Origin of the sequence: Streptomyces sp. ISL-98, assembly GCF_018614055.1 — a bacterium.
GTDB lineage: Bacteria > Actinomycetota > Actinomycetes > Streptomycetales > Streptomycetaceae > Streptomyces > Streptomyces spiramyceticus.
Genome location: NZ_JAGGPB010000042.1, coordinates 35,862 through 48,517 on the forward strand (window position 1 = coordinate 35,862; position 12,656 = coordinate 48,517).

7 protein-coding genes are annotated in these 12,656 nt (G+C 72.4%); 4 read left to right on the forward strand and 3 right to left on the reverse strand.

The genetic code is table 11. The features are described from left to right. Positions 1–116: 116 nt before the first annotated feature. The 3 genes from J7I98_RS26890 to J7I98_RS26900 are packed head-to-tail and all read right to left on the reverse strand — an operon-like array spanning position 117 to position 3,110. Positions 117–1,622 (reverse strand): ISL3 family transposase, encoded by a 1,506-nt coding sequence (locus J7I98_RS26890; RefSeq protein WP_214927274.1) that lies wholly within the window; start codon positions 1,620–1,622, stop codon positions 117–119. 49 nt (positions 1,623–1,671) lie between these two features. Continuing rightward, positions 1,672–2,706 (reverse strand): IS3 family transposase, encoded by a 1,035-nt coding sequence (locus tag J7I98_RS26895; RefSeq protein ID WP_308377950.1) that lies wholly within the window; start codon positions 2,704–2,706, stop codon positions 1,672–1,674. A gap of 20 nt (positions 2,707–2,726) precedes the next feature. Beyond that, on the reverse strand, positions 2,727–3,110 hold the full coding sequence (locus J7I98_RS26900) for a hypothetical protein (protein WP_214927155.1): 384 nt from the start codon (positions 3,108–3,110) through the stop codon (positions 2,727–2,729). A gap of 1,101 nt (positions 3,111–4,211) precedes the next feature. Here J7I98_RS26900 and J7I98_RS26905 point away from each other — a divergent pair. Genes J7I98_RS26905 through J7I98_RS26920 form a run of 4 tightly spaced genes read left to right on the forward strand, consistent with a single transcriptional unit; the run spans position 4,212 to position 12,637 of the window. Continuing rightward, positions 4,212–5,810 (forward strand): TIGR02677 family protein, encoded by a 1,599-nt coding sequence (locus tag J7I98_RS26905; RefSeq protein WP_308377951.1) that lies wholly within the window; start codon positions 4,212–4,214, stop codon positions 5,808–5,810. Further along, positions 5,807–7,264 (forward strand): TIGR02678 family protein, encoded by a 1,458-nt coding sequence (locus tag J7I98_RS26910; protein ID WP_214927157.1) that lies wholly within the window; start codon positions 5,807–5,809, stop codon positions 7,262–7,264. The genes J7I98_RS26905 and J7I98_RS26910 overlap by 4 nt, the downstream gene beginning before the upstream one ends. Beyond that, the gene (locus tag J7I98_RS26915) at positions 7,261–11,370 is read left to right on the forward strand and encodes a TIGR02680 family protein (protein ID WP_214927159.1); all 4,110 of its coding nucleotides are present in this window, start codon (positions 7,261–7,263) and stop codon (positions 11,368–11,370) included. Before J7I98_RS26910 ends, J7I98_RS26915 begins: the two co-directional genes overlap by 4 nt. After that, positions 11,360–12,637, forward strand: a complete 1,278-nt coding sequence (locus J7I98_RS26920; protein ID WP_214927165.1) for a TIGR02679 family protein — start codon at positions 11,360–11,362, stop codon at positions 12,635–12,637. Before J7I98_RS26915 ends, J7I98_RS26920 begins: the two co-directional genes overlap by 11 nt. Positions 12,638–12,656: the final 19 nt, after the last annotated feature.

The window sequence follows — 12,656 nt, forward strand, 5'->3', positions numbered from 1 at the left end:
CTGACCGGGACATCCGACCCCATTTTCCCGTACCCGAGGTGATCAGCGCAGCCAATCTCGCCCACCTGTAAAACGTTCGGCTCTGTTCCGTAGTCGGTGGTGACGGTGAGTGCTCGTCAGTGGAGCAGGATGCGGTGGCGGAGGAGGTCGAAGCTCGCGCGACCGTGCATCTGCCGCATGATCTTCTTCGTGCAGGTGTTGATGCCTTCGGTGCGGCCGTTGTGGTGGGGCAGGGTCAGGCCGGCGTTGACTGCGGCGCGGTCGAGTTCCAGGCCGTTGCAGAAGCTGTGCAGGTGGGGCAGGTTGGTGGCGCGGACATCGGCGATCCACTGGGTGAGCTTGTTGTCGTTGGCCTGGGCCGGGGTCAGGAGGGCGGCGAACTCGCCGGTGAGTCGGGCGAGTGCGGTCATCTCCGGGCAGGCGGCTGTGAGGATGCCGAGCAGGTCGGTGTCCTTGGTCCACAGGTGCTCGGGGTGGGTGAGCAGGAGCCGGGTGAGGCGGCGTGGGGTTGTCACTGGGCGGTCGCCTTCGGCGCGGCCCTGGTTGAGGTAGCGGACCAGCAGGTTGGCACTGCCGGTGTAGCCCTGTTCCCTGATCTCGTGCAGGAGGTGGGTGACGGGGACGGCGGGGTCGGCGGCCCGGCGGGTGCGCAGGTGGTCGCGGTAGGGGTCGACCAGGGTGGACCGGTAGCGGGGGGCGATACGATCCGCGGGCGGTTCGGGGATGCGGGCGTAGCGCTTGACGGTGTTCAGGGCGAGGTTCAGTCTGCGGGAGCAGTCGAGCAGGCCGACGCCGGAGTCGAGGAGGGCGTGGACTTTGTGCCAGCGCTCGCGGGTGGTCTGCTCACGGACGCCGCCGGGGCGGGGCGGGTTGACGGTGGCCCAGCAGGGGGCGTGGGCCCGGACCTCGGCCAAGACCTTGTCGCACAGGTTCCGCCACAGATGCCAGCGGTCGCTGACCTGCACCGCGTCGGGCAGGGCCCGGCGGATCGCCTCGGCGTAGGTGGCCGAGCCGTCCCGGCACACGACTTCGATCTCCTTCTTCCCGCGCAGCCATGCCTCCAGGGTGGCAGCCTCGCGGTCGGGCAGGACGTCGACGCGTTCCCCGGTCTCGGCGTCGATGACGATCGTGGCATAGCGGTGGCGGCGGCGCAGGGCGAAGTCGTCGACCCCGACCACCCGCGGGATCCGCACCGTCGGTACGGGGATGCGTCGCAGCACCCGCAAGGCGGTGGCGAACGATACGGGTACGGCCAGCGACCGGGTGAGCCGGGCGGCCGCCCGGCCGCATAACTCCTTGACTACCGCCGAGACCTCGCCGCTCAGACGCGTGGTGCGGCGCTGGAGGCGCTCCAGCAGCCCAGGGACTTGCTCGCGGAAGGTCTGCCGCTGACAGCCCAGGACTGGGCAGACCAGACGTCGCACCTGGACGTTGACCACGACCCGGCGCCCATCCACCGGCACGTCCGCAACTGTTCGGCCGTGGTACCCGTGCACCTTCCCCGTCGGGATCCCGCACATCGGGCAGGGAAAGGGAACATCCCGCGTCCGGGCCAAGACCCGGATCACCTCGCCGTCGTCCGCAACGTCATCGATGACCAGCGCCGAGAGCCCAGAAAACACTGTTGCCACAAGGGAGTTGACATCTTGCATATGACGTCAACGACGGCCGTCACCTGCCGTCACCACCGACTACGGAACAGAGCCAGGTTTGTGGTGCGGGTTCCCGGCGCTTGGCCGGGTCGTTGATCCAGGCCGTCTGGGGTATCTCGGGTGGGCGGGGGCGGCGGCCGAAGCGTTCGGGGTGGCGGGTGTATGCCTCGGCGAGGGTGACCGCGCGCTGGTCGCGGACTTCCTCGGCGGTTCCGAAGCGGACGGAGGCGGGGGTGTGCCAGCCGACGCCTGAGTGCCGGTGCTCGTGGTTGTAATACGCGATGAACGCGTCGAACCACTCGCGGGCGTGGGCCAGCGAATCGAACCGCTCGGGGTAGTCCGCCATGTACTTCGTGGTCTTGAACTGGGCTTCGCTGTAAGGATTGTCGTTGGAGACCTTCGGCCTCGAGTGCGACCGCGTCACGCCCAGATCGATCAGCAGCTGGGAGACCTTCTTAGAGGTCATCGAGGTGCCGCGGTCGGCGTGCACGGTTTCGGGGACGATGCCGTTGCGGGCTATGGTCTCGCGGATCAACTCCTCGGCCCGCGAGGCCGATTCGGCCCGCTCGACGGTGTGGCCGACGATGTACCGGCTGAAGATGTCGAGGATGACGTAGGCGTGATACCAGACGCCCTTGACCGGTCCGGCCGCCTTGGTGATGTCCCAGGTGAACACCTGCGAGGGCTCCGTGGCGACCAGTTCGGGCACCGCCTTGGCGGGGTGGGTGGCCTGCCGTCGGCGCTCGCCGGACTGATCCTGCTCGCGCAGGATCCGGTACATCGTCGAGACGGAGCAGTGATAGCGCCCGGCATCCAGCTCCCGGGCCCAGATCTGCGCGGGCGCCAGCTCGGCGTACTCGTCGCCGTTCATCAACTCCAGCACCGCAGCCCGCTCTTCGGCCGTCAGGGCCGACGGCTGCACCTGCGGGGCACGTGCTTTGTGTGGTGGCGGGGGCCGGAGCCGGCGGTAGTGGGTGGCGCGGGAGCGGCCGGTCAGCCGACAGGCGGCGGTGATGCCCAGCTCAGCCTCGACGCCGGTGAACGCCTCGTCCACGACGGGGTCGGCGGCAGGCTTCAGTCCGCGCTCTCGGAGAGCATGTCCAAGAGCGCGGAAGCTTTTCCCATGACTTCCAGCGCGGCCTTGTTCCGGGCCAGTTCCTTCTGAAGCCGTTCCACCTGGCGGCGCAGCTGCTCGTTCTCCGCCTCGGCGGCCGACTTCTTCGGCCGGGCCGGGCTGGTGCGCTTGTCGACCAGCTTTTCCAGGGCCCCAGCGTCCCGCGCGGCCCGCCATTCCTTGACGTGCGAGTGGTACAGGCGCTCGCGGCGCAGGACCGCGCCCTTCTCGTTCTTCGGCGCGGCGTCGTACTCGGCGACGATCCGCAGCTTGTACTCCGGGCTGAAGGAGCGGCGCTTCGGCCGGGGGGCCGGGTCGGATCCGGCGGGCTTGGTGCTGGTCATGAGGGGGTGGTTCTCCTGTCGTGCCCTCTCAGGCTAACCCGCCGAAGCGGAACGTCTCACCCAAGGCTGACAGAGAGGGTTTGGACCAGGAAGCGTGACTCGCTTGCCTCCCGGGCTGCCGCAGTGCGAGCAGACCGATCTTGTGTTCGCCCAACTTTTATGGGCGGCGAGACGGCTCCGGAGTTGCCTCTCTGAGGGATTCATCACCGGACCTCCCTACCTGTCTGTTGCCTCGCATGTGACCACCCGCTCTGGCTGTCCGCCCGGAGAACGTCAACCAATCCCTCGATCGGGTGGACAGCGACGAGCAGCGGCATAGAAGCCATGAAGAAGCAGCTACGAACCCTTGATGAAGATTCCGGCGATGCGTGAGCGACGCGTGAGCGGATGAGGTGGCACAGGATGGATTGAGTGGCACCGGTGCGCGGGGAAACCGTCTCTGATCTGCGAAGACGGGATCATGCGTGATCACCCGGCACTACCCATCACGATCTTGCAGGCCCTCGTAATGCGTAGGTCTCGGGTTCGAATCCCGAAGGCGGCTCGGTTGAAACCCCAGGTCAGGCTTCTGACCTGGGGTTTCTTGGTGCTCGTGCTGGCTGGTCCAGGCGTGAACAAGGTTTCTGACCTCCGCAACGTGATGCGTAGGTCAGAGGTTCTGTCGCCTGGGATCAGCTGCACGGAAAGTGTATGAATGCGCCCTGGCCTGCTGGTCTTTCGGATTTCCTGACAGGGGTGGCTGGTGTCGGGGTGCGCGAGGGGAGCGCATCGGTGCGGAAGAGGTGCAGCGTGCCGAGTGTGCGATGGCCGGGTGCGTGGATCTGTCGGCCTTCTCCGGCGTTGTCGTTATCCTGCAGAGAAAGCCGGGGCTCGTTCGGACGTCCCCAGCCTGGGACGGACGGCCGGCGTGATCATGAGGCCGCGTCGGTTTCGGAGCCGTTCCGCGGCGAGGGGAAGGATCTGGACGGGCGCGTAGTTTACCTGCGCCAATGGATTCGTTGAGCGGGTTTTCCCAGCCTGGTGTCCGGGCGGCAGACTGGGGTCAGGTCCGGCTCTGTCCCGCCGGTTCTGTCCCGTCGTACGAGGAAGCCGCTGACGCCCGTGAGTGACGATTCCCTGGCCCCGCCCCCGGCTGTGCCGGCAGGCTCCGTGCCCCCGGGCTCCGTGCCTCCGGGCCCGACGCCCCCGGAGCACGGAGACGAGGATGCTTTCGGGATCGATGCCTTCACCCTCGACGACAGGCTGCGGCTCTTTCACTTCGCGGCTGCCGAGAAGCGTCACGAGTACCTGTGGCTGCTGCGTGCCTTCGAGAGGGGCCGGGCCAACTACCAGGTGCTGCTGCACGCTTCCGACGCAGCCGCCCTGGTGGGCAGGCTGGTCGCGGACCATCCAGGGGCGGCCGTGGGCGACGTACAGCCGCTGCTGGACGCGCTCGCCGAGTGGCGGGTCCTGGACCGCAGTTACGACGGGACGCGGGCGGCGAACCTGGCGGAGTACCGCAACCGGCACTACGTGTACCAGTTCACCCAGGCCGGATACCGGGCCTACCGGGCGGTGGAGGACGTGCTCGGTGCCGCCCTGGAGGACGCGCAGCTCTCCCGGCTCGTCTTCCCCGACATCCTCGCCGACCTGGCCGCGCTTGCCGAGGCGAACGCCGCGGGCGACGCCGAGGAGGTCTATCGGAAGCTGGGCCGCCTGGACTCCGTGCTGAACGAGATGGCGCAGCGGGCTGCCCGCTTCTATCTGATGCTCGGCGACCTGGCGCGCACCAACGACACCCGGCCCGAGGTGTTCCTCGCGCACAAGGACGCGCTGCTCGCGCACATGCGGGAGTTCACCGCCGAACTCGGGCGTTACGCCCCGCTGCTCGCCGAGGCGGTGGAGAAGGCCGCTGCCAGCGGCGTGGACCGGATGGTCGAGTACGCCGCGGAAGCCGACGAGCGGCTCTTCCGGACCCCGGCCGCCCGTCTGGATGACTGGCGGCAGCGGTGGGGCGGCATCGTGCACTGGTTCGGGGAGCGTGAGCACAGCGAGGCCGAGCGGCTGCAGGACGCCACGGTCACCGCGATCCGCTCGGTCCTCGCGCTGCTGCGGCGGGTCACCGAAGCGCGGCGCGGCGGAGTCAGCCGGGAGAGCCAGCTGCGCCACCTCGCCCAGTGGTTCACCTCATGTGTCAGCGACGACGACGCGCATACCCTGTTCCAGGCGGTGTTCGGGCTCGGTGCGCCCCGGCACATCGCCGTCCCCTATCCGGACCCCGAGCTGATTCCCGGACGTACCTCGTGGTGGGAGGCCGAGCCGGTGGAGCTGGCCCGCACCCTGGTGCAGTCCGGCCGCACCCCTGCCCTCAAGGGGCCGGGACGGATCGAGCGCAACGACGCCGAGCGGGCCCGGCTGCGGGCCGCGCAGATCAAGGAGCAGGCCGAGCGCCGGGGGGCGGCTGTCTCGCTGGCCCGCGACGGCGCGTACGGCAGGGTCCTGGACGAGGCCGAGACCCGCGCGCTGCTCTCCCTGATGGACGTGGCGCTGGCCGCGCGGGTGCCGGTCACCCGGGGTATCGCGGGGCCGACGGCCTCCGGCTCGGCGCATGGGGTGCGGCTTACCCTCCTCCCGACGGGGCCCGGCGAGGCGTTCACCACGGTGCGCACCGTGCGTGGCGACCTGCACCTGGACGGACTGCGCCTGGAGGTCACCGGATGAGCACCCGCGTCGCCGAGAACGTATCGGCCCTGGAACTGGCCGATTACCAGAAGGCCGTACGTCTCGTGCTGCGGCATCCGCTGATCACGCCGGTGTACCCGGATGGCGGCGCGCTGGCGACCGTGCGGCGCTGGGCCGAGCAGTTGCGCACCGATCTGATGGAGGTGCTCGGCTACCGGCTGATCACCACCGCCGACACCGCCCGCCTCCAGCGCGCCCAGGACCAGCTGGACCCCACCCGGCCCGCGCTCAGCCGGTCCGGTCGCCCCTTCGACCGGCGCCGCTACGCCTACCTCGCCCTCACGCTGGCCGCGCTGGGGCGGCACGGCGCGCAGGTCGCGCTCGGCGAACTCGCCGACGCCGTCGCCGCCGACGCCGCCCGCATCGACGGGCTCGGCCTGGACACCGGCCGCAAGCACGACCGGGACGCCTTCGTCGACGCCGTCAGCTGGCTCACCGAACGTGGCGCACTGCGCCTGGCCGACGGCTCGGCCACCTCCTGGGCCTCCGATCCGGAGCGGGCCGAGGCGCTGTACGACATCGACCGGGAGGTGCTCACCGCCGTCCACCAGCCCACCCGCGTCCTCCAGCACGTCACGTCGGTGACCGCGCTCCTTGACTCGGCGGGTGCGCGGAGTCTGTCCGAGGGGCGCCGGGCCCAGCGGCTTTCCGCGTCCCGGCGGGCGAGGCGCCTGGTCCTGGAGCACCCGGTCGCCTACTACGCCGACGCCGACCCCGAGCTGACCGGCCAGTTGCGTGCCCCCGCGCTCGCCGAGGACCTCACCCGCCTCACCGGCCTCACCGTGGAGCGGCGTGCGGAGGGCATCGCCCTGGTGGACACCTCGGGACGCCTCTCCGATACGCGGTTCCCCGGCGGCGGCACCGTCGCGCAGGCCGCCCTGCTGCTCGGCGCGCGGATCAGCGAGGCCGCGGCGCGCACCGGCCGGCACGCGCCCGAGCTGCTGCCCGCGCCGAGTGCCGCCGAGCGCCTCGCGGACCGGGCCGGCCGGATCGACCTCGTTCTCCCCGCACAGGGTGTGTTCGAACAGGCCACGGCAGACCGGGAGGACACGGAGGAAGGGGCAGAGGGGGAGAACGAGGCGCCCGCCGCCCCGGAGGTCCGCTACCCCTTCGTCACCACCTCCTGGCTGCGCGCCCGGACCAAGGAGATCACCGAGCAGTACGGTGCCGGGTTCGCCGCCGACCTGCGCGGCGACCCCGACCGGCTCCTCGACCAGGCCCTGGACCTGCTGGCCGCCATGTCGCTCGTCGTGCGGGTGGTGGGCGGGGTTCTCGCGCTGCCGCTGCTGGCCCGCTACCGCGGGGTGACGGCTGAGGTGAAGGCGCGCCCCCGCGTTCGTACCACCCAAAGCCCCGAAGGCCCCGGGAGCCCCGAAGCAGGGGCCCCCGACGCCCTGTTCCCCGCAGACGACATGAAGGACCCCGTCCAGTGAGCACCCCGCCCACCGACCTCCAGCCCCGGTTCGTGCCCACCCGCGCCGGGATCGTCAACCTGTGGGACTACCGCGACGAGGAGTTCTCCTTCGCCGGCGGTTGGCTGGTGCTGCGCGGCCCCAACGGATCCGGCAAGACCAAGGCCCTCGAGGTGCTCTTCCCGTTCGTTCTGGACGGGCGGATCGACCCCAAGCGGCTCAACCCGTTCGCCGCCGAGGACCGCACCATGAAGTCCAACCTGCTCTTTCGCGGGCAGGAGGGCGCGCTCGGCTACGTATGGATCGAGTTCACCCACCGCACCACCGGGCAGGCCGTCACCTGCGGCATCGGCCTGCACGCCCAGAAGCACCGGGACACCCCCGCCCGCTGGCACTTCGTCGCCGACGGCCGTATCGGCGAGGACTTCTCACTGCTCACCGACGACGACCGGCCGCTGACGAAGAAGCAGCTGGCAGCCGGACTCGCCCCGCTGAGCGCCGAGGTGATCGCCTCGGCCACGGACTACCGCACCGCCGTCGACCAGCGCCTGTTCGGCCTCGGCCGGGAGCGCTACGAACAGCTGCTCACCCTCATCCTCACGCTGCGCCGCCCGCAGCTCGCCAAGAACCTCGACCCGGCCAAACTCTCCGACACGCTCACCGAAGGCCTGCGCCCGCTGGACGAGGACCTGATCGGTGAGGCCGCCCGCTCCTTCGACGACATGGAGTCCGTGCAGCGCACCTTGGAGGGCCTGGTCGCCGCCGACGAGGCCACCCGGTCCTTCCTCGCCGCGTACTCGACGTACCTGCGGGTCAACGCCCGCGTCGCCGCCGACAGGCTCAGCGCCCGGCGGGCCGAGAGCGGCGAGCGCGAACGCGCCCACGCCGGGTCGGAAACAGAGCTCGACGAGGCCCGCGAGCAGCGCGAGGCGGCCGGAGCACGGGCCGACGAGGCCGAGGCCGCGCTCGCCGCGCTGCGCGCCCGCCTGGAGCAGCTGCGCTCCTCGGCCGCCTACCAGGCCGTCGAGCAACTCGCCGACCTGGAACGCCTGGTGCGCACCTGCGAACAGACCGCCCGGCAGGCCACCGCCGAGCGCGAACGCCGCACCGCCGCCACCGGCCGGGCCCGCGGCGAGGCCGAACGCGCCGGGCAGCTGGCCGCCGAACTCGCCACCGCCGTCAGCTCCTCGGCCGCCGCCCTCGCCGACCACGCGCACCGCGCCGGCATCGTCTGGATCGCCGCCGACGCCGCACCCTCCGCTCTCGCCGACCGCGCCTCGGCCCGCGCCGCCGCCCGCCACGAAGGCGTACGGGCGGTACGGGCCGCCGCGGCACACCTGCGGGACACCGAGCGCAGCCGGGACGCGGCCCGCGCCGGACAGGAGCGAGCCCAGGAGGCTGCCCGGGCCGCCGAGACGGAGGAGCGAGCGGCCCAGGACGCGCTCAGCGCCGCCCACACGCGGGCCCGGGAGGAACTCGGGCGATGGCAGGACCAGTACGGGCAGCTGCTGCCCGAAGGCGCCGCCGAGCCGCTCGCGCAGGCCCTCGACGCCGCCGCCGAACCGGACGGCCCGGAAGCCGGCACCCCCGCACTCACCGACCTGTTCACCGAGGCCGCCGCCCCCGCTGTCCAGGGCCTGCGCGACCGGCTCGCCGCCCTGCGCGGCGAGCGCGGCGCGCTGGAGGCCCGCCGGGCCGAGACCGAGGCCGAACGGACACGGATCGCCGCCGAACACGACGACGCACCGCCCGCCGCCCGCGGTCGCACCGCCGACCGTGACAGCCTGGAAGGCGCTCTCCCGCTGTGGCAGCTGGTCGACTTCGCCGACGGCCTCGACGACACGGAACGCGCGGGCGTGGAGGCGGCCCTGGAGGCGTCCGGCCTGCTCGACGCGCTCGTCACCGCCGATGAGCCCCCCACCGGTGACGGCGACGGATACCTGCGCGCCACCGCCCCCGTCGGCGGGCCTAGCCTCGCCGACCTGCTGCGCCCCGAGACCGGTACGGCCATCCCGGCCGCCCGGATCACCGCCGTACTCAGGTCGGTCGCCGTCGCCGATACGGCGGGCGCGGCCACCGCCGTCTGCCCGGACGGCCGCTACGCCGCCGGAATCCTCATCGGCTCCCACAGCAAACCTCACGCCGAGTACGTCGGCGCCACCGCCCGGATGCGCCGCCGCGCCGCACGCATCGCCGCCTGCGACGCCCTCCTGTCCGAACTGGCCGTCCAGCTTGAAGAGTTGGCGCAGGCCAGGTCCCGCTGCGAGCAGAGTCTTCAGGAGTACGACACCGCCCGCGCCGCCCTGCCCCGCACCGCTGCCCTCGCCCCGCACCTGCGCGCCCTGGACCGCGCCGTCGCCGCCCTGTGCGCCACCCGCACAGCCGCCGATGCCGCCCAGTCCGTCTACGACGAGACGCAGGCCGCCTGCGCGGTCGCCGCACGCGCCCTGCACCGCGCCGAGTCCGAGCATGGCGTCACCGCCCAGGACGCAGACGACACCGAGTCCGCCACTCGTGCCTTCGAACGGGAGGCTGGCGAACTGGCCACCCGGCGTCGAGAGCACACCAGGCAGACCGAGACCGCCACCGCCGCCGCGGACCGGCTCACGGCCGCCGCCGAGGACGAGGAGGCCGCCGCCGGGGTCGAACGCGCCGCCCGCCGCCGCCACGCGGAGGAGGCCGCCGGGCTCCAGGCGCTGCGCGAGGCCGTCGGCGCCGAGGCGCAGCAGGTCATGGCCCGCGTCGAGGAGACCGAGAACAGCCTGGAGACCGCCGCGCGGGAGACGGACGCCGCCCGCAGCGCCAAGGATGAGGCGATCGGCCGCCTGGCCGCCGCCGAGGCTCGCCGCACCGCCGCCGCCGAAGCGCTGCAGGTCGCCGTCGCCGAGGAGAAGGACACCGCCCGCGGCCTCGCCCCGTACGCGGCCCGCGAACTCCTCGACCTGCTGCGCTGCCCGCCCGGCCTGGCCTGGCCCGCCCAGGAGGCCGACTGGACGGGCGAGAGCCTGCCGCCCGCCGCCGTCACCGTCCACGAGGCGATCCTGACCGCCACCCGTGAACTCGCGCCCACCGAGTCCAGCGTCAAGCAGTCCGTCACCCGCCTCACCACGGCCCTGGAGGACCTGCACGCCCATCTCGCCGCCGCCGGGCAGGACTACCAGCCCGCCTGGGACAGCTCCAGCGGCGTCATCACCGTCACTGTCGCTGACGAACAGGGCCCGCTGCCCATCGCCTCCTTCGCAGAGAAGATCGCCTCCCACCGCCGCGACCAGGCCGAACTCCTCTCCGACTCCGAGCAGCGCATCCTCGAGGACGCCCTGCTCACTCGCCTCGCCCAGCAGATCCACGACCGCACCGTCGACGCCCGCGACCTGATCCGCCGCATGAACACCGACATGCGCGAGCGCCGCATGTCCTCGGGCACCACGGTCGGCGTCAGCTGGCTGCTCGCCGACGGCCTCGACGACGAACAGCGCGCCGTCTGCGCCCTCCTGGACGCCGACGCCGCCCGCCTCGGCCCCGAGAAGCTCGCCCGCATGCGCACCCACTTCGCCGCGCAGATCAAGAACGCCCGCGCCCGGCAGCGCGAGACCCCCTACCGGCAGCTGCTCGCCGAGGTCCTGGACTACCGGCGCTGGCGCCAGTTCGCCTTCCAGCTGGTACGCCCAGGCGGCGCCGAGGAACGCCTCACCCGCGCCCGGCACAGCCGCCTTTCCGGCGGCGAGCAGTCCGTCTCCCTGCACCTGCCGCTGTTCGCCGCCGCCCACGCCATGCTCAACTCCGCGCACCCCGACGCCCCGCGTCTGCTCGCCCTCGACGAGGCGTTCGCCGGCGTCGACGACACCGGGCGCGGAGAACTCATGTCACTGGCCGCCCAGTTCGAACTCGACCTGTTCATGACCGGGTACGACCTGTGGGCCGTGCACAGCGCGGTGCGTGCCGCCGCCCACTACGACCTCGCGCACTCCGCCGTCGACCACACCGTCTCCGCGCTCTTGCTCCTGTGGGACGGCGAACGCCTGCACGCCGACGACACCGGCACCCTGAGCGGCATGCTCGGCTCACCGGGCAGCCGCTCCGTACGCAGGCAGGACCGTCAGGTCCAGGAGGCCCAGCTTGTCGACTGACCAGCCGGCCCCGTCGTCGTACGCCGAACTCCACGAAGAAGGCTGGCGGCGCCTGCTCGCCGCCGCCCGCCGCTGCCTGGAGCGCACCGGCGGGGCCCTCGACGGCGACATCGGCCTCACTTCCCCCACCGAGGCCGAACGCCGCACCGTCATCGGCATCACCGGCCGCTACCGCCCCGAGACTGCCAAACGCCTCACCGTCCCCTTGGCCGACCTCGACGCCTACCTGCACACCCGCTACGGAACCGGCCTGCTCCAGACCCTGGGCCGCCTGCACGGGCCGCTGCGCGACCGCCCCGCCGAGCGCGCCGACGAGGCGTCCGCCAGTGCCCGGGCCCTCGCGGCCGCCGAGGCCTCGCCTCTCGCCGGCCAGGACTGGTACCCGGCCTGGCTGGAGCGGATCGCCGCCGACGGCACCCTCACTCGCCTCCTGCGGCGCGGCGACGCGGCCCTGCTCCAGGCCGCAGTCCGGGTCCTGGAGACACTTCCCGAGGTACGGGGCGACGGGGGCCGAAGCCCCCTGCCCCTGCCGGTCCTCGCCGAGTGGGCCACGGGCGACACCAAGGCGCTGCTGCCGGGCGGCCCGCTCGAACAGCTCGTCCTGCGCGCGCTCGCCCAGCGCACCGCCGCGGGCGACGGGCAGCCGGCCCGGGCCGTCCCCCGTGACCGGGAGGGGCGCCGCGCCCTGTGGGAGAGCGCCGGAGCCGTCGCCGACGACCTCGCCAGCCAGGTACTCGTCCTCAACATCGGTGCCCGGGGCGACGACGTGGTGTGCGACTGGCTCCGCGACGCCTCCGGCTTCGGCATCCCCTTCCGCCTTACCCTCCACCAGCTGACGGCCGCGGACGTCGTCCCCGCCGCCCGCGAGATCCACGTCTGCGAGAACCCGGCCGTGTTGCGTGCGGCCGCCGCCGAACTCGAAGACCGCGCCGCTCCCCTGGTCTGCACCGAAGGCATCCCGTCGGCCGCCTGCCACAAGCTGCTCGCCGCCGCCGCCCGGTCCGGGGCCCGCCTGCACTGGCGCGCCGACTTCGACTGGACCGGCCTGCGTATCACCGCCGCCGCCGTGGAGCGCCACGGCGCCCGGCCCTGGCGCATGACCACCGCCGACTACCGCAGCGCCCTGGCGGGAGGCGAGTCCACTCCGCTGACCGGACCGCCCGCCGCCAGCCCCTGGGACCCCGCCCTCGCTTCCGCCCTGAGCGAGTCGGGCCAGGCGGTCATGGAGGAACGACTGCTGCCCGAACTCCTCTCGGACCTCGGCTGATGCGCTTGGTACCGGCGGC